19 protein-coding genes are annotated in these 18,050 nt (G+C 51.0%); 5 read left to right on the forward strand and 14 right to left on the reverse strand.

What is annotated here, in order from left to right; genetic code table 11:
- Positions 1–41 precede the first annotated feature (41 nt).
- The 12 genes from H8L32_RS17850 to H8L32_RS17905 all read right to left on the reverse strand — a co-directional run bounded on the left by H8L32_RS17850 (position 42) and on the right by H8L32_RS17905 (position 10,190).
- The gene (locus H8L32_RS17850; RefSeq protein ID WP_186948615.1) at positions 42–425 is read right to left on the reverse strand and encodes a roadblock/LC7 domain-containing protein; all 384 of its coding nucleotides are present in this window, start codon (positions 423–425) and stop codon (positions 42–44) included.
- Positions 415–960, reverse strand: coding sequence for a GTP-binding protein (locus tag H8L32_RS17855; RefSeq protein WP_186948616.1), 546 nt, complete (start codon positions 958–960; stop codon positions 415–417). The genes H8L32_RS17850 and H8L32_RS17855 overlap by 11 nt, the downstream gene beginning before the upstream one ends.
- Before the next feature lie 2 nt (positions 961–962).
- Entirely contained in the window at positions 963–1,622 is a 660-nt protein-coding gene (locus H8L32_RS17860) for a hypothetical protein (RefSeq protein ID WP_186948617.1), read from the reverse strand.
- A 645-nt stretch (positions 1,623–2,267) separates the two neighbouring features.
- The gene (locus H8L32_RS17865; protein WP_230412291.1) at positions 2,268–2,864 is read right to left on the reverse strand and encodes a phospholipase D family nuclease; all 597 of its coding nucleotides are present in this window, start codon (positions 2,862–2,864) and stop codon (positions 2,268–2,270) included.
- Positions 2,865–3,013: 149 nt separating this feature from the next.
- A complete protein-coding gene (gene rng / locus H8L32_RS17870; RefSeq protein WP_186948618.1) occupies positions 3,014–4,486 on the reverse strand; it encodes a ribonuclease G in 1,473 nt (490 codons plus the stop codon).
- 23 nt (positions 4,487–4,509) lie between these two features.
- Complete coding sequence (locus H8L32_RS17875) at positions 4,510–5,127, reverse strand: Maf family protein (RefSeq protein ID WP_186948619.1); 618 nt, start codon at positions 5,125–5,127, stop codon at positions 4,510–4,512.
- Between the two features lie 33 nt (positions 5,128–5,160).
- Positions 5,161–5,631 (reverse strand): 23S rRNA (pseudouridine(1915)-N(3))-methyltransferase RlmH, encoded by a 471-nt coding sequence (gene rlmH, locus H8L32_RS17880; protein WP_186948620.1) that lies wholly within the window; start codon positions 5,629–5,631, stop codon positions 5,161–5,163.
- Positions 5,632–5,730: 99 nt separating this feature from the next.
- Positions 5,731–6,483 (reverse strand): ribosome silencing factor, encoded by a 753-nt coding sequence (gene rsfS / locus H8L32_RS17885; RefSeq protein WP_186948621.1) that lies wholly within the window; start codon positions 6,481–6,483, stop codon positions 5,731–5,733.
- Between the two features lie 3 nt (positions 6,484–6,486).
- Positions 6,487–7,161: a nicotinate (nicotinamide) nucleotide adenylyltransferase gene (gene nadD, locus H8L32_RS17890; RefSeq protein WP_186948622.1), complete on the reverse strand. Its 675-nt coding sequence runs from the start codon at positions 7,159–7,161 to the stop codon at positions 6,487–6,489.
- Positions 7,152–8,051 (reverse strand): oxygen-dependent coproporphyrinogen oxidase, encoded by a 900-nt coding sequence (gene hemF / locus H8L32_RS17895; protein WP_186948623.1) that lies wholly within the window; start codon positions 8,049–8,051, stop codon positions 7,152–7,154. The genes nadD and hemF overlap by 10 nt, the downstream gene beginning before the upstream one ends.
- Before the next feature lie 137 nt (positions 8,052–8,188).
- Positions 8,189–9,463 (reverse strand): phosphoribosylamine--glycine ligase, encoded by a 1,275-nt coding sequence (purD, locus tag H8L32_RS17900; RefSeq protein ID WP_186948624.1) that lies wholly within the window; start codon positions 9,461–9,463, stop codon positions 8,189–8,191.
- A 1-nt stretch (position 9,464) separates the two neighbouring features.
- Positions 9,465–10,190: a YebC/PmpR family DNA-binding transcriptional regulator gene (locus tag H8L32_RS17905; protein WP_186948625.1), complete on the reverse strand. Its 726-nt coding sequence runs from the start codon at positions 10,188–10,190 to the stop codon at positions 9,465–9,467.
- Positions 10,191–10,320: 130 nt separating this feature from the next.
- Between H8L32_RS17905 and H8L32_RS17910 the strand changes: the two genes are divergently transcribed.
- Positions 10,321–11,955, forward strand: coding sequence for a helicase HerA-like C-terminal domain-containing protein (locus H8L32_RS17910; RefSeq protein ID WP_186948626.1), 1,635 nt, complete (start codon positions 10,321–10,323; stop codon positions 11,953–11,955).
- 48 nt (positions 11,956–12,003) lie between these two features.
- Here H8L32_RS17910 and H8L32_RS17915 read toward each other — a convergent pair whose 3' ends face one another.
- Positions 12,004–12,198: a hypothetical protein gene (locus tag H8L32_RS17915; RefSeq protein WP_186948627.1), complete on the reverse strand. Its 195-nt coding sequence runs from the start codon at positions 12,196–12,198 to the stop codon at positions 12,004–12,006.
- A gap of 211 nt (positions 12,199–12,409) precedes the next feature.
- On the opposite strand from H8L32_RS17915, the gene H8L32_RS17920 reads away from it, so the two are divergent.
- The 4 genes from H8L32_RS17920 (at position 12,410) to H8L32_RS28010 (ending at position 16,997) form a co-directional block, all read left to right on the forward strand.
- Positions 12,410–13,339, forward strand: coding sequence for a DMT family transporter (locus tag H8L32_RS17920; protein ID WP_186948628.1), 930 nt, complete (start codon positions 12,410–12,412; stop codon positions 13,337–13,339).
- A gap of 83 nt (positions 13,340–13,422) precedes the next feature.
- Positions 13,423–14,397 (forward strand): quinone oxidoreductase family protein, encoded by a 975-nt coding sequence (locus H8L32_RS17925; protein WP_186948727.1) that lies wholly within the window; start codon positions 13,423–13,425, stop codon positions 14,395–14,397.
- A gap of 11 nt (positions 14,398–14,408) precedes the next feature.
- On the forward strand, positions 14,409–14,552 hold the full coding sequence (locus H8L32_RS17930) for a hypothetical protein (RefSeq protein ID WP_222619410.1): 144 nt from the start codon (positions 14,409–14,411) through the stop codon (positions 14,550–14,552).
- A 201-nt stretch (positions 14,553–14,753) separates the two neighbouring features.
- Positions 14,754–16,997, forward strand: coding sequence for a DUF1631 family protein (locus tag H8L32_RS28010; RefSeq protein ID WP_186948629.1), 2,244 nt, complete (start codon positions 14,754–14,756; stop codon positions 16,995–16,997).
- A 95-nt stretch (positions 16,998–17,092) separates the two neighbouring features.
- On the opposite strand, the gene H8L32_RS17940 is transcribed toward H8L32_RS28010, so the two are convergent.
- A complete protein-coding gene (locus H8L32_RS17940; RefSeq protein WP_186948630.1) occupies positions 17,093–17,728 on the reverse strand; it encodes a DUF4136 domain-containing protein in 636 nt (211 codons plus the stop codon).
- Between the last annotated feature and the right edge of the window lie 322 nt (positions 17,729–18,050).

An 18,050-nucleotide genomic window follows, 5' to 3' on the forward strand; every position in this document is an offset into this window, starting at 1 on the left:
CAAGCTAATTTGCTGCTTTATTTTTTGGGTATTGGTGCGCTCTAGGTATGCTGCAGGTTACGTGCTGCCTGCTTGGCGAAATACAGCACTTGCCCCACTATCGCATCACGCCCTGCAACCACACTCATGATCAGCGAGCCTTGCTCCCTCTGAATCTGAAATATCAGTAACATCCCGAATTTGGCTTCAATGATCACGTTTTCACATGATCCAAGATTGCTTTCTTCACCCGCCAGTGCACCCAGAGAGGCTAGCGAGCTGGACATGGCAGACAGGCGGGTGACGAGTGCGGTACTTTCCACACGAGAAGCAACTTCAAACCCATCTTCCGTTGAGATGACAACCGCCTTTACACCCTTCACCTGGGAATGCACGGAATCGACTGCTTTTTTTGCGCTTTCTATCAAACTGTCATCAATCTTCATAAGTATCCATATCCTGTTTCGCTTCCAACTGCAGCATAAGTAACTCCAACAATTCGGCAACATGTCTGGCTTCGCGAACATCGGTTTGCAAAACGGGACACAATATGCCGCGTGTGTTGAGGTGCTCGGAAAATTGTTCAACATCAGGTTCCGGATGTGTGCCCATGTGGCTGATGGCGACAACACAGCTGGTCGAGTTAATCAAATTCTTGAAACCATTCAGGTACACGTCCAAATCAGCCAGCGGATCAGCCTTGCGGTTATCAATCAAGATGATCAGGCCCAGTGCACCCCGTGACAATATGTCCCACATAAAATCAAAACGGGTTTGGCCTGGCGTGCCATATAGCCTGAGCTTGTCGCCGTTACTCAGTGTCATTTCGCCGTAGTCCAGCCCAACGGTCGTGGTCAGTTTATTGATTTCCAGGTCCGTATTGAGCACATCCGTATTCAGGGTTGTGACCTCACTCACCGCAGTGATGGCCGTGGTTTTTCCAGCACCTGCTGGTCCGGTAAATAATACTTTGTAATCCATGGTCACTCGTTCCCCATGATGCGAGAAAGCTTGCTGCGTATCCGGGACAGAACGCCCGGTTGAACATACGCAGGCACAGCAGATTGATGTGAACTTTCCACTTTTGTTACGATGGATTCTTTTGCCAACAGTCCGGACGCGTACAGATCGAATACAAATGACTTGCACGTTTCGATGTCCAGGCCGGATTTCTTGTTCAGTGTTTCTATTGAAATGGCTTGTCTGGTCATGACGGTAGCCAGGCGAATCCGGTCACGTGTATTGATCAGGCTGGATGGCGGCCATCGTTTCAGGCGATACGGTTGGGCCAGATCGGAAACAGGTACAGTAGGCATTTTTTGCCCATTGGTCTTTCCGCCAAGCGCCATGCCGATACGGTTTAATGCAGCTGCAATTTCAACTGAATTCAATGGTAGCGACAAGCATTGATCGTCTCCGGTATTCAAAGCAGTAAGCCTCAGTGTATATACGGCACCAGTCTCATCCGGGGAAATAGATGTACCTGCCTCTTCACCATAAATGATCAGATCAGGTGAGGTTTCGCGGTGCAACCACTGATATTGCAAATTAAAGTTCAGCACACGAACATAGGATTTAAAAAGTTCAGCGTCCCTGAAGGCAACGCCAAGTATGCTGAAATAAAATATTTTTCGATTGGGCATGAGTAGGGTTATTGCAGACCTTTTGGCAACAATTTTGGCAGCAAATCACACATGGCTGCAGCAGACATTATTGATATGGTTGATTGAAGTTTTCATGTTTCATATTTCATGTAAGGACTGGAAATATTTCTTCATGCAACACGAAATCTTTTCAATGCCAACATATGATTACTGCACAGTACAAGAGCCTTGGTCAGCAATACGAAGCCATGATCGTACGCATTCATTATGACAATGGATCTCATTGCTGAAACTTTACACAAAAAATCAATGCTACATTGCAACTAATTGTCAAAGTAATCAATTAGGCAAGTTAAGGCCGCTATCGCATGGCAAGAAAGGAGTGGATGTAAGGAGGCAGAGCTTTCCTGCCGCGCCAGTTTTTATAATCCAGTACCTGCCCATTGATAAGATCAATGAGAAACTGGGCTGGGAAAAAAGAGACGGTCAGACTATTACTGAAGGGCAGGGCGCTGCCACAGTCTGGTGAGCTGGTATAGCCGGATTTGGTACGTAGAAATGTCACTTGCCGGGGTTTTTTACTGCCTCAGCCACGCCCTCTCAATTTTCAAAACAGGCGGGTAGTGAATAGACGATCAGGAAGGGCATTTGTATCGACGATGTGATCGCATGCAATATTGTTCCTTACTTCTTCGTTGTCACCATTTTGTAATCCACTGCCTGGGACCAGCGACTTTCCCAGTGGCGAAGAAAAGATTTTGCCAACTCTGGATTGCGCCAGAATACGACCACATTTTCACTGTTGGATTCGGCCGCATCGAGCGTGTAATTGAAGCTTCCGTTTTGAACAGTCTGCTCATCAGCAACGATGTATTTGTCGTGGTGCATCGCGTACACAGAAATTGTGCGTGTTGGAATGCCCGCATTGACCAGACGGTCTAACGCTGCGAGATTGTTTTTTCTTTGATTGCGGAGATAATCCACCATCACCATAATATTTACACCGCGCTTTTTCGCATCAAGCAATGCCTGAATTACAGATGGCGAACTCAACGAGTAGGCAGCCAGTTTGATACTTGAAGAAGAAGTATTGATGACCTTGAGAACCAATGCTTCAGCACCTGCGTCTGGAGAAAAAGCATTCTCAATCGATGGCGACACCACTCCCACATTTATTTCGGCGGCGTGTTTATTTGCCGTGGATGATGCATGGGCAAGAGGCGCCATCACCAGAGTGATTCCCATAATGAAAAGAAGTTTTTTTATTTTGGTAGCAAACATAGTGACTCTCACTCCGGTTTCTGTTGCGTGTGCAATAGATTTTTTTCAGAATAATACATCCGTATCTGCGGTTGTCACAATTACGCAACCTTCATTGCGCCAGCGGCATCGCGCTTGATTCGCTGGCGAAAATGAAAAGAATGAAATTACTACATCAAAATAATATCGTACTGCTCCTGATGAAACACGTTTTCCACTTGCAGTGAAATCGGCTTGCCGATGAAGTCACCGAGCATTGCCAAATGTTGCGATTCTTCTTCGAGGAACATGTCGACCACTACCTGTGAAGCCATGATGCGGAATTCACGCGGGTTGAATTGTTTGGCTTCGCGCAGCAGCTCACGCAGGATTTCATAGCAGATGGTGCGGGCGGTCTTGACCTGGCCTTTGCCATTGCAGGCAGGGCAGGGCTCACACAGTACGTGGGCCAGTGATTCACGCGTACGCTTGCGGGTGACTTCGACCAGGCCCAGGGCAGAAAAGCCGGAAACGGACAGCTTGGTGCGATCGCGTGACAGCGCCTTGTTGAGTTCTGACAGGACGGCGGTCTTGTGTTCTTCATTCTCCATATCAATGATATCGAGAATGATGATGCCACCCAGATTGCGCAGGCGTAACTGGCGGGCGATAGCGTGGGCGGCTTCCAGGTTGGTTTTGAAGATGGTGTCATCGAAATTGCGACCAGCGACAAAGCTGCCGGTGTTGACGTCGATGGTGGTCATGGCTTCGGTCTGGTCGACGATCAGGTAACCGCCTGATTTCAGGTCCACGCGACGGCCCAGGGCTCTTTCGATTTCTTCTTCTACCCCATGCAGATCGAACAGCGGGCGTTCGCCGATATAGTGCTGCAATTTGCCCAGTACAGATGGCATGTAGCGCGTCGCAAATTCTTGCAGCATGATGTAATTTTCACGCGAATCGACTTGTATGCTGCTGGTTTCTTCGTTGACGAAATCACGCAAGACGCGCTGTGCGAGGTTCAGATCCTGGTACAGCAAAGTGGTGGGTGGCTGGGTCTTGGCCAGTTGCAGTATGGTGGACCAGGTGCGGCGCAGGTAATCGACGTCGGCTTTCAGGTCTTCATCCGAGGCATCCTCTGCCATGGTGCGGACGATGAAACCACCTTTCTCGTCATTTTGCTGCAGGCTTTGCACTTTGGCGCGCAAGGCTTCGCGTTCGGCTTCGTTTTCTATCTTTTGCGAGATACCGATATGCGAGTCTTGCGGCAGATAGACCAACATGCGGCCAGCAATCGAGATTTGTGTGGAAAGCCGCGCACCCTTGGTGCCTATCGGGTCTTTGACAACTTGCACGGTCACCGACTGGCCATCGAACAATAATTTTTCTATCGGTGTCAGCGGCGAATTGCTACTGCCATTGCCATCTTGCGGACGGGCATCCCAGATATCGGCAACATGTAAAAAGGCAGCACGTTCCAGGCCGATATCAATGAAGGCTGACTGCATGCCGGGCAAAACGCGCACGACTTTGCCCAGGTAAATATTACCGACCAGACCGCGTGACAAGGTACGTTCTATATGGAGTTCCTGTACTGCGCCCTGAAACATCAGGGCAACCCTGGTTTCTTGCGGAGTGATATTGATGAGGAGATTTTCGCTCATGGACTTCTCAAAGACTTTATCTGTTAGGGAATAATGATGCCGGCCTGACGCAATAACTGGCAGGTTTCAAACAAGGGTAATCCCATGATGCCAGAATAACTGCCTTTGATGTGCGAAATAAAGCGAGCAGCCGCTCCTTGTATGCCATAGCCGCCAGCTTTGTCATACGGTTCATTGCTGCGGCAGTAGGCCATGATCTGCTGTTGATCCAGTTTGGCGAAACTGACTTCCGAGCATTGCGTGACGGCGGCGCTGCCCTGGGCTGAATGGACTGCGATGCTGGTCAGTACCAGATGAGTTTGTCCAGACAGCATTTCCAGCATGTGGACTGCTTCTTCCAGATCGGCAGGTTTCCCCAGAATTTTCTGGCCCAGCACCACGGTCGTATCTGCTGCCAGCACTGGTCGCGCCAGCATTTTGCGCAAATGCATGGCTTCCCATGCCTTGTCGGCTTTTTCTTTGGTGACACGGCTGACATAGGCTTCCGGAGCTTCGCCGGGCAAGACGATTTCTGTCACGTCGGGTCCGCGTGGCGGTGCATCGCGCAAGAGCAGCAGGTCGAATTCTATCCCGACCTGGTGCAGCAGTTCACGGCGTCGTGGGCTTTTGGATGCGAGGTAGATTTTATTTTCGCGGAGCATAGGTTTGTATATGGTTGTCCGAGCGTATCTTGATCACACCCTGTGGTAGGGGTGGTTTTGGGTAATCGACCAGGCGCGATACAGTTGTTCTGCCAGCAGCACCCTGACCATGCCATGTGGCAGGGTCAGGCTGGAGATGCGTATCAGGGTATCGGCCCTGGCCTTGAATTCTGCATCCAGCCCATCAGCACCGCCAATGACAAAGACGACATCGCGGCCATCCTGCTGCCATTGGGTCAGGTTTTGTGACAGAGCGACGCTGGTCCAGTCCTTGCCGCGTTCATCGAGGGCGACAATGCGGGCATTTTTGGGAATAACGGCTTCGATTTTTGTGCGTTCCAGTGCCATCACGGTTTCAGCAGTTTTGCTGCCTGAACGCTCTACCGGCTTGATTTCTTTGAGCAGCACGCGGCATTCCGGCGGCATACGTTTGGCGTATTCCTGAAAGGCGGTTTCTATCCAGGCCGGCATTTTGTGGCCGACGGCGGCGATGATCAATTGCATGTTTATGTCTGTTTGCTGCAAATAACAGCTTGAAAAAACGAGCTTGCTTAAACAAATGGCTGCACCAGGGCAGCCATTTGAAATGGGTCTTCAACAGAATTATTCCTCTGTTTTTTTACGGACTGTTGCGCGTTTGGCTGGTGCAGCTGCTGCCGCTCCGCGTTTTTCCGCAGCCTGTTTGGCGGATGCCACTGCTGTCTTGGTAGAGGCTACCTTGACGCGGCCACCAGTTGGTATTTTGGCTGGCTTGGCTGGTTTGGCGGTACCATCGGCAGCTTTGCGGGCAGCCGGTTTGCGCGCTGGTTTGGCATCTGCTTCGCCTGTAGTTTTGCTGACGCGTGGCTTGCGGGCTGGTTTCTTTTCATCATCCAGCGTGGTCTGGATTGCCATCATGTCATGCGTGACTTCCAGTGGGGCTGCCTTGCCTGCAGTTTTGCGTGGCGCACGTTTTGGCTTGTCGCTGGCTTCACCGGCATCAGGTGCATCGACTTTTTTCGCTGTGATACGCTTGGCTGCGCCGAATTTCACAGGTTTGTCGCCCCACAGTTCTTCCAGACGGTAGTAAGCGCGAATGGCTGGCTGCATGATATGAACGACGATATCGCCCAGATCGACCAGTACCCATTCGCCAGTCGCTTCACCTTCCATACTGACGATAGTGCCACCGTTTTCCTTGACTTTATCGCGTACCGAAGCCGCCAAAGCCTTGGTTTGACGGTTGGATGTACCGGATGCGATACAAACACGGTCAAACAGGCTGGTCAGGTGGGTGGTTTCGTATAATTCTATGTCTTGTGCCTTGACGTCTTCCAGAGCGTCAATGACCAAAGCTTGCAGTTTTTTAATATCCATATTTTATTGGTAGATAGTTTGTTGTTGTAAGTAGTCTAGCACCTTGTGCGGGACTAGCAATCTTGTTGTCGGGTTATGCTGTTTTAATTCTGTACGTAGTTGGGTGGCAGATACATCTTGCGCCAGGTTTCTTTCGAGATAAGTACCACCTGCTGGCCGGGAGCGCATTTCCATGGCGCTGATGGCATTTTTCTTCCAGATATCAGCAATGTCGGGGCTGCTGATATCGAGGCTGAAACCCGGTCGTGAAGCAGCGCAAAGATGCGCTACGCCAAGCAAGGCTTGCCAATTGTGCCAGGTATGCAAATTTTGTAACTGATCTGCACCCATGGCAAACACCAATGATGCCTGTTCGCCAACTTCCGTACGTAGCTGGTGCAAGGTGTCGATGGTGAAATTACTTTTACCCTGTTCTGACCGGATGATTTCCTGCTGGTCTATCCTGACGGGGCAGAGCTGCCAGTCTTCAAAAGCCAGCTCCAGCATGGCCAGCCTTTGTAGCGTTGTTGCCTGAAACTCATTCTTTTGCCATTGTTGACCAACAGGAATGATGCGTAATTCATCCGGTTTCAATACCGTTGCCAGGCTATGGGCAAGGGCGATATGACCCAGATGGACAGGGTCAAAGCTGCCACCCAGTACCAGGACGCAAGGTTTTGCTGCAGTGTCTATACCCATTCCCTGTGTGCCAGAAAGTCTGTTGCCAGTGCTGCTTCCGGGCTACCAGCTTCCGGTTTCCAGTCATAACGCCATTTGACGATAGGGGGCATGGACATCAGTATGGATTCTGTCCTGCCGCCGGATTGCAGACCGAAATGCGTACCACGGTCAAATACCAGATTGAATTCTACGTAGCGGCCGCGGCGATAAGCCTGGAAATCACGCTCACGTTCGCCATATGCGAGGTCTTTGCGTCTTCCCAGTATCGGGCGATAGGCAGGAACAAAGGCATCGCCCACGCTGCGCATCATGGCAAAACTGCTGTCAAAATCAACTTCATTGAAATCATCAAAGAAGATGCCACCGACACCACGGGCTTCCTTGCGGTGTTTCAGGTAAAAATACTCATCGCACCATTTTTTGAAGCGGGCGTGCAAATCTGTGCCAAAAGGCTGGACCGCCATTTTACAGGTTTGGTGAAAATGCACCGCATCTTCAGCGAAACCATAATAAGGTGTCAAATCCATACCACCGCCAAACCACCACACATCTTCTTGCCCTTCGGCACGGGTGGTGAAAAAACGCACATTCATGTGTACGGTAGGGGCATAGGGGTTGCGTGGATGCAAGACCAACGACACACCCATGGCTTCCCACTGGCGACCAGCCAGTTCAGGGCGGCTGGCAGCGGCAGACGGTGGCAGGTTTTTGCCCATGACATGGGAAAAATTCACACCGCCACGTTCAAATACCTTGCCTTCTTCTATAACGCGCGAGATACCGCCACCACCTTCAGGGCGTTCCCAGCTATCTGTGATAAAAGTATGGCCATCAACTGCTTCCAGAGCCGCGACTATACCAGCCTGCAGGCCCAAGAAGTAATTTTTAACCGCGAGTGTATCTGTCATTCTGCTATCTACTCTAAAAAACGCAAGGGGTTGGGCCCGGTAACTGGTCTTTGAACTATTCTCAACCTGTTTTAAAAGATCGAGGGCGCATTGTGCAGTGCTCACCAGCAATGCGCCTCAATGCGCCTGATCAGGACTTAATGTTTGCGGTTGAGCGCACGCCAGCCTATGTCACGGCGATATTGCATGCCGTCGAAATGGATTTTTTCCACTACGTCATAAGCATGTTTTTGCGCCAGTTTGACTGTATCACCCAGACCAACGACGCATAAAACACGGCCACCAGTCACACTCAGGGTCTTTTCATTCAATACGGTACCGGCATGGAAGGTCACGGTTTCCGTCGTTTCTGCCGGGATGCCGGTAATCTTGTCACCCTTGCGCGGGTTGTCCGGGTAACCTGCGGCAGCCATGACGATGCCCATGGCTGTGCGCCTGTCCCATTCCAGTTCCACGGTATCAAGTGTGCCATTCACGGCATGTTCCATGACGTGCAGCAGGTCGGTTTTCAGGCGCGCCATGATGGGCTGGGTTTCAGGGTCGCCCATGCGGCAATTGAATTCCAGTGTCTTTGGATTACCCTGGTCATCAATCATCAGGCCGGCATACAAAAAGCCGGTGAACACGATACCGTCCTTGGCCATGCCCTGTACCGTAGGCACGATGATCTCGCGCATGACGCGTGCATGCAATTGCGGTGTGACGATAGGGGCAGGGGAGTACGCACCCATGCCGCCCGTGTTGGGGCCTTCGTCATTGTCCAGCAAACGCTTGTGATCCTGGCTGGTGGCGAGCGGCAGAATATTTTTGCCGTCCACCATGACGATGAAGCTGGCTTCTTCACCAGCCAAAAATTCTTCAATCACCACGCGTGCGCCTGCGTCACCCAGCTTATTGTCAGACAACATCATGTCAACGGCAGCATGTGCTTCTTCCAGCGTCATGGCCACGACCACACCCTTGCCAGCGGCCAGGCCGTCAGCTTTGATGACAATAGGTGCACCTTTGGCGTTGATATAGTCATGCGCCGGTGCCAGATCAGAAAAGGTCTGGTATTCAGCCGTGGGGATGGCATGCCTGTGCATGAAGGCCTTGGCGAAATCCTTGGAACTTTCGAGTTGCGCCGCTTCTTTGGTCGGGCCAAAGATTTTCAGGCCACGATCACGGAAAATATTGACGATACCAGCCGCCAGCGGGACTTCAGGTCCGACTACGGTAATGCCGATATGCTCCTGTTCGGCAAAGTCCGCCAAGGCAACCGGATCGGTAATGTTGATGTTTTTCAGGCGTACGTCAGCAGCTGTGCCGCCATTGCCAGGTGCCACAAAAATGGTTTGTACACGTTCAGATTGCGCGAGTTTCCAGGCGAGTGCATGTTCACGGCCACCAGAGCCGACAACGAGTAATTTCATCTTAATCTTCTATGATGGCGTTGGTGAATACTTCTTGTACATCGTCGAGGTTTTCCAGTGCATCCAGCAATTTTTGCATTTTGATGCCTTCCTCGCCAGCAAATACGGTCTCAGTATTTGGTTTCATGACGACTTCAGCGACTTCTGCCTTGAAACCTGCTTTTTCCAGGCTGGCACGCAGGTCAGACAGGCTGAATGGTGCGCACAGCACTTCTATGCCACCTTCTTCGTCGGTGACGACATCGTCAGCACCGGCTTCCAAAGCAGCTTCCATCAGGGCATCTTCATTCGTGCCCGGAGCAAAAAACATCTGGCCGCAATGCTGGAACAAAAAGGCCACCGAGCCTTCAGTACCCATATTGCCACCGTATTTGTTGAAGGCGTGGCGTACTTCCGCCACGGTACGCACGCGGTTGTCAGTCATGCAGTCAACCACGATGGCAGCACCACCTATGCCATAACCTTCATAACGTACTTCTTCGTAATTTGCGCCTTCCAGTGTGCCGGCACCGCGTTGTATCGCGCGCGTGACGTTTTCTTTTGGCATATTGGCGTCAGCCGCCTTGTCTACTGCCAGACGCAGGCGCGGGTTGGAATCGACATCCTCACCACCCATGCGTGCTGCAACTGTGATCTCCTTGATCAGACGCGTCCATATCTTGCCGCGTTTGGCATCGGTTGCGGCTTTTTTATGCTTGATATTGGCCCATTTACTATGTCCTGCCATGATCGCTCTTTCCTGAATTGACAATAGCTCACCCTGAGGGCGGCAATTTTGCCTGGCTTGGTTTTATAATGAAGACCAGTATTTTACCATAGTGGTACAGACCGAATTCCCCAAATCACCCCTCAAAACTATGTCAAAACCATTGTTGATCGCTAAAAATTCCGAAATCGACCTGAATTTACTGTCAGACTGGGCCAACCGGCATGGCTGCATCACCGGTGCAACCGGTACCGGCAAGACCGTGACGCTACAGGCCATGGCACAGGCATTTTCCGATATCGGGGTACCGGTATTCATGGCCGATGTCAAAGGTGATTTGTCCGGCATGGCCAAGGCTGGCACTGCCAGCAGCAAGATACAGCAAAGACTGCAAGCGCTGCAATTGGATGAACCCAGATGGCAGGCTTGTCCTGTGACTTTTTGGGATGTATTTGGCAAGCAGGGGCATCCGGTGCGCGCTACCGTGTCGGACCTGGGGCCTTTGCTGCTGGGCCGCATGCTCAATCTGAACGATACCCAGGAAGGTGTCTTGCAACTAGCCTTCAAGATCGCAGACGATCATGGCCTGTTGCTGCTCGATACCAAGGATTTGCGCGCCATGCTGCAATATCTGGCTGAAAATGCGTCGGTATTCCAGACTGAATACGGCAATATCTCTGCCGCCAGCGTGGGGGCTATCCAGCGTTCCTTGCTGACTATTTCTGAGCAGGGAGGCGAGCAATTCTTTGGCGAACCCATGCTGAACCTGGATGACATGATGCAGACCGACGGCGATGGCCGTGGTTACGTGAATATCCTCGCTGCCGATCAATTACTGCAATCGCCGCGCCTGTATTCGACTTTTTTGCTGTGGATGCTATCCGAACTATATGAACATCTGCCGGAAGTGGGTGATGTCGATCAGCCGAAAATGGTATTTTTCTTTGATGAAGCCCATTTGCTGTTCGATGAAGCCCCCAAGGTCTTGCTGCAAAAGATAGAGCAGGTGGTGCGCCTGATACGTTCCAAGGGCGTCGGCGTGTATTTTGTGACGCAAAATCCGCTGGATATCCCGGACACCGTGCTGGGCCAACTGGGTAATCGCGTACAACATGCCTTGCGTGCGTATACTCCGCGTGACCAGAAGGCAGTACAGGCTGCGGCAGAGACTTTCCGCCCCAATCCAGAACTGGATACGGCGGCGGTGATTGCCGAACTGGGTGTGGGCGAAGCTCTGGTATCCTTCCTGGATGAAAAAGGCCGGCCAAACATCGTGGAACGTGCTTTGATCGTGCCGCCATCTTCGCAGATAGGTACGATTACTGCCGATGAGCGCCAGCAAGTCATGCAGACCTCCATCGTCGCCGGTGTGTATGAAAAACATATAGACCGCGAATCTGCCTATGAAAAACTGACAGGACGGGTGGCTACGCGTGCTGCTACTGCCACGACTGCGGCTGATAAGGATGAAAGTCTGCAGCCGGGTAGCAAGGATGAACCGGCAGCGGCAGATGCCAATGGCTGGGGTAATGCGCCATCAGCACCAGCCAGGCCTACGGGTGGTGCTGGCAGTAATGGGCGGGTAGCTCAGCCTGCGCAACAACAAGAAGGCGGTGGCGTTGGCGATACGCTGAAAAGCGTATTCGGCAATCTGCTTGGCGGTGGGGGCTTGCGGCGCAAGGACAATGTGGTGGAGACCATGATCAAGTCCACGGTCAGAACCATGGGCTCTCAGGTCGGACGCGAAATCATCCGTGGCGTGCTGGGATCCATTCTGAAGAAATAAAGCTGGATGGGATTGGGGACTTGTTCCTCAATCCCTTCTGCGCAGACTTCAGTCCTGCTGACCTGAATTGGCCAGGCGTTTGAAAATACTGCTCAAATCTGTGGCATGTTGTTTCAGCGTGACAGGCTTTTGGCGCAATTGTGGCGCTTCTGCGTGAACGCGTTTTGGGCGAAGTACGGGTTGGTCCGCATATTGCAATCTTGGTGTGTACATTTGAAGCTCCTGAGCAATGCTGTTATCCATGAATCGAGTGTAGTGAACTTTGCTTGTTTTGATGGTTACACAAAGTCAAATTGGCATGCAAATCAGGGTGTTCGGTGTAAAAGATTGTGAGTTCTTTTCCAAGTGGAAATTAAAATGCCTGTGACGCACCCCGGAATGAGAGAATGAAGCATGGCAGCAGTGAATTTTTGCCGCCATGGACGTATCGAGAGAGATTTTCAACAGATTATTTATGCATCCCAATACCCTCAATAGCAACTCCGCTTTACTTGCAAGACGTTCCTACCTGACCGGCCTTGCGATTGCCCTGACTGGTGCCATCCTTTTTTCCACAAAAGCCATCGTCGCCAAGCTGATATATCGCTATAACGTGGACGCCGTCACCCTGATTTTTTTTCGCATGGCATTTTCCCTGCCGATTTTTGCCGGCATTGCCCTGTGGCAGATGCATAAGGCCGGCAGCCTGAGTTCAAAAGACCGCCTTAGTCTGGTAGTTCTGGGGCTGATTGGCTATTACCTGTCATCTTTCCTTGATTTCCTGGGTTTGCAATACATCACGGCCGGGCTGGAAAGGCTGATCCTGTTTCTGACACCGTCTTTCGTGTTGCTGATATCCGCTTTCTTTTTGAAACGCGCTGTCAGCCGGCTGGAATGGGCTGCCCTGGTGGTTTCCTATATGGGCATCGTGCTGGTATTTTTCCACGATCTGAAATTTGGAGGCAGCAATGTCTTGCTGGGTTCGGTGCTGGTGCTGGGGGCTGCGGTGTCGTATGCCCTGTATCTGATACAGTCAGGCCAGCTGGTGCAGCGATTGGGGTCCTTGCGCCTGGTGTCTTATGCGATGTGTGTGTCCAGTGCCGCCTGCATAGGCCAGTTTTTTGTCTTGCGCCCGGCATCCATGCTGGTGCAGCCGCTTCATGTATATTCTTTGTCCGTGGTGAATGCCATCTTTTGCACGGTCTTGCCGGTATTCATGACCATGATCGCCGTCAAGAAGATTGGTGCCGCAACCGCATCGCAGGCTGGCATGATAGGGCCGGTATCGACCTTGTTTTTAGGTGCGTATTTTCTTGATGAACCCATCACAAGCTGGCAAATGGCAGGTACAGTGCTGGTCATGGGGGGAATGTATTTGCTGTCGGCAAAGAAAACTTCAGCTTGAATCCAGGTAAAAGAGGTATAGGCAGGCGTAACAATCAGATGAAGTCAATAAACGGATTGAACCATCAGGAGCCCGATATGGTAATGGTAAAAGCAGTCAGGATGCAGCAAACCGGTGGTCCGGAAGTCATGGAGTATGTCGACGTAGAGCTGGGGCAACCTGGTGCCGGTGAGGTTTTGGTGCGACATAAGGCTTGTGGCCTGAATTTCATCGATGTGTACTTTCGCACTGGACTCTACCCGCAGCCGCTGCCAGCCGGGCTGGGTATGGAAGGTGCAGGTATCGTCGAGGCGATAGGGCCGGGTGTTACCTATGTGCGGGTTGGTGACCGTGTTGCCTATGCCGGCAGACCCAGCGGTGCCTATGCTGAAGCGCGCATCATGCCTGCTGACAATCTGGTGCGCCTGCCTGATAGCATAACTTTTGAAACAGCCGCAGCGATGATGTTGCAGGGACTGACTGTGCAATACTTGTTTCATCGTACCTTTCCTTTACAGGGCGGTGAAACCATACTGTTTCATGCCGCCGCCGGTGGTGTAGGTCTGATTGCCAGCCAGTGGGCAAGAGCAATCGGGGTGACCATGATAGGTACCGTGGGTTCTGACGAGAAGGCCGAGCTGGCAAAAGCCCATGGTTGCACCCATGTCATCAACTACAACAAAGAAAATTTTGTTCAGCGTGTTCGTGAAATTACGGATGGAAAAGGGGTGCCTGTCGTTTATGATTCCATCGGCAAGGATACTTTTATCAATTCACTTGATTGCCTGGCACCGTTGGGCATGATGGTCAGTTTTGGCAACGCGTCGGGGCCAGTGCCTGCTTTCAATCTGAGCGAACTGGCATCACGTGGCTCGCTGTTTATTACGCGCCCGAGTTTGATGAGCTATACCGCAAAGCGTGATGATCTTGAGCAAATGGCGGCGCAGTTGTTTTCCATAGTGGAAAGCGGGAAGATTAAAATAGACATTCACCAGCGCTATGCCCTGAGCGAGGTTGCCCAGGCGCACCGTGATCTGGAAGCGCGAAAAACAACAGGTTCTACCATATTAATTCCATGATGCAAGATAATATGACACAAGTGACACCACCAAAAAAGCCAGATGGGCAGCAAAATGACGGCCCCAAATTCGGACGCCTGCTGATAGTCCTGATTTTTGCCGTGATGCTGATCGTGGTGATTACCCTTGCTTCAGAGGCTTACTATACTAACTAAGCTAACTGAGCCAATCAAGACAGTCTGGTGAATGAAGAAGTGCAAGGCATTCTCCGTTGTTATTTGTTTTTTGTCATTATTGTGACTATGCAGACAATTCAGGTCGTGAGCAGTGTACATTTGGTGGTGTGTGGCGCAAGTACCTTGTGCGCCATGTCAGCACAGTTTTATCAACCATTCTGATTACAATAAAAACTAGCAATGGACACACTTCCACTGAATACCGCTAAAACCAGCGAATTTTCCAGCTCCAGCCGTTTGCTGATATTGCAAAGTCTGGTACCGATAGCGACTAACCTGGTGTCTTCACAACTGGAAGCATTTGCCGGACGTCTGACCGAAGCCTTGTTCAAGTTGTCGGATCAGACAGTCAGGCCTGAAGAAGTGGCAATCAGTTTTCAGGCTTATCAGCAACTGAAACGCAATGGCACTACCTTTTATCGCCTGGTGGCCGGCCAGATCAATGCTGCCCTGGCCAAGGAAGTGAGCGTGGTAAACACCCGTAAGCGTGCCAGAACCGATGAAGGAAAGCAGGATTTTTCGCTGGTCAGCTTCGAAGAGATGGAGAGCAAGGTACTCAGCCGTAACCTGAGTCAGTCGCTGGAAGTGAATAATGCCGAGCAGTTGGTGGCGCTGAACATGCGTATAGGACACGTTTTGCGGCGGACACCCATCAGCGTGTCGCAAAACCCGTTTCGTCCTGAACTGTTTGTCAAGGCGGTCCATCAGGCCTGGATGGAACTGGAACCTGATCCGGAAACCCATCACCTGATTTTGCGTTTGTTGCAGCCGGAATTGTTTTTCCAGCTGGGTGCTATTTATAGAGAATTGAACCAGGCATTGATAGAACGTGGCATTCTTCCTGATATTAATGACGGGTACAAGAATAAGCAAAAGAAAAGCATGCATTCGCCTACAGAAGATATTAGCGACCGCGACCCTTATCTTGAAAATAAGTTAAGAAATATTTTCTCTGGTACCTCTACGCCTGCTTCTTTCAGCAATACTGTTGGCGGTGGCGGTGGCGGTGGCGGTGGCGGTGGCGGTGGCGGTGTGGACGGCATACCTTACGCAGGCGGCCAGCAGGGCGGTAGTGGCGGAGGTAGCGCTGGTGGAGGTTTTGCCGGTGATGGCAATGTCGGCGGTGGCGGCATGCATGCACCCGATATGGTGACCATTGACCGTCAGTTCTTTGACTACCTGACTAGCGTACAAAGGAATTTCTCGGTCAGCCCCATGCCCATGGATACGGCGCATTTGCGGCAGTTGTCGCAGCAGCCGAATGCCGAAAGCCTGACCCATATCGATCAAAGTACCATTGAGTTGCTGGCAAGGATCTTTGATTATGTGTTCAATGATGCCAGCATCCCGTCAGATATCAAGGGCCTTATCGGCCAGTTGCAGATCCCCACGCTTAAAGTGGCTTTACTGGACAAGGATTTCTTTTTTAAGGAAAACCATCCAGCCAGGGTATTGATTGATACGCTGGCGAAATCCAGTGTCTTGCTCAATAGTGATACCACAGCAGAAGATCCTCTCTATCAGATGATAGAAGGCATCGTCGAACGCGTGCAGCAGGATTTCGATCAGCAGATAGAATTGTTTTCAGACGTTGTCGCTGATCTTGAAGCCTTTCTGAAGGAAGAAGAACAGCAAACCGAAGTTGCCATCAGTGAACCGGTGGCAGTCGCCCTGAAGCAGGAGAAAATGCGGCTGGCGCGCGAGTTTGCTGAAAACGATGTCGCCATCCGGGTTGAAACAGGTGAAGTTGCCGGCTTTCTGGAAGTGTTTTTGAAAGAGCAGTGGATACGCATTCTGACCATTTCCCATAACGTCAAGGAAGAAAAACCCAACGCCCTGGAAAACGCCCTGCGGACGATGGATGATCTGATCTGGAGTCTGAAACCAAAAAACAGCGCGGAAGAACGCAAGGAACTGGTCAGCAAGTTGCCGGCCATGTTGTCGCTGTTGAATGCCTGGCTGAATGCGATCAAATGGGATGAGCCGGAACGCGTGATATTCTTTTCCAAACTGGCAGAACGGCATGCCGCGATTGCCCGTGCGCCACTGGAATTTTCACCGCGCCGCCAACTGGAAATTGCCGTCAATATTGCCCAAAGAGCGAGTGAAAGACGACTCAACCGTCATGTGCAGGATCAGATAGAGCAACCTGTCGATGAATGGGCGCGTGTCATAGAAACCATGGAACGCGGCATCTGGGTTGACTTCACCCGGCAGAATGGTGTGACTACCCGTTTCAAGCTGGCCTGGGTCAGCCCCAAGCGCACCCGTTATATCTTCACCAACCGCCAGGGGCATGATGCCTTTTCTGTATCAAGCGAAGAATTGATTACCCAATTCCGCGAAGGCAATGCGATACAGATCGTTGCCGAATCGGTGGTGGATCGTGCCCTGGTGGAAGCACTGAGAGACCCGCCGGCCTGATTGAGTAGTTTAACGCCGCTACAATGCCTTACAAAAATGCCCCTGGGTTGCATCAATCCAGGGGCATTTTCTATAGGCTATAGTGAAGAGATTTACTATTTACCCATCTTTATTTCAACTTCGGTAGTGCTGCCGTTTTTACCTGGAAAGTCTTTCAGCGCGCTGTCCATCATCCAGGGCATGAAGGTCGATATTTCAGGATCGGTCTGCTCTGAACTGACCTTGATGTCTGCCAGCTTTTTGGCCGGATTGATTTCGTCTATATGTATTTCCAGTTGATGCAGATAGCTGGCACGCAGGCTGAAATCGGTCCAGTAGCGTGGATAGCCGCCCCAGCCCCAGTAAGGGTAAGGATAGCCCAGGCGATAACGATAAATCCCGCGGCTGAAGTGCATGTTCCAGAAGGGATCATAAATCGCAGGATGCCATAACGGTGAGTACTGGATTTCTCTTAGTGTGGTGCCGTATTTCAGTCCTACTTTCATTGCAGGCGTTGCACCGGCGCTGATTTCCGTGAAGCCCAGAACCTGCAGGCGACTGCGCAGCAAGTCTTCATATAATTTGTGTTCGGGATTATTTTCCTGGCCTGGCGAACGTTCAAAGATATACGATTTATTGCTTGCTGCTGCCGGCCATTCATGGAATACGCTGACCTGGCTGCTGAAGGTGGTTGCACAGCCACTCAGTAAAACACTACAGGCCACAGCAAATAGCATGGCGATCTTTTTCATGGTGCTACTCCTTGATAATTCAGTTTCTGTTCTATTTCTGTTCCACCACTTCATGATATGCATCATTGCGCAAACATGTTGTGATTTCTGTAACGTGTTGTAACGATTTTGTTACTGTTGGTGAGCAAGCCGCTTTCCCCTGATTCATCGCGATTTTTATAAAACTTTTAGCCTGTCTCTGCAAAAAATCCACAATCAGGCCAAATTTTCTGCGTTATTACAAAGTAATTATGACTGCTTTCGTGCCTGCTCACACACAGCTTGGTAAAATGGCAGTCTTCGCAGGGTTCACAAGACTTTGCCATTCCATTTATTTTCGCGA

This window comes from Undibacterium hunanense (assembly GCF_014284335.1).
Lineage (GTDB): Bacteria > Pseudomonadota > Gammaproteobacteria > Burkholderiales > Burkholderiaceae_D > Undibacterium > Undibacterium hunanense.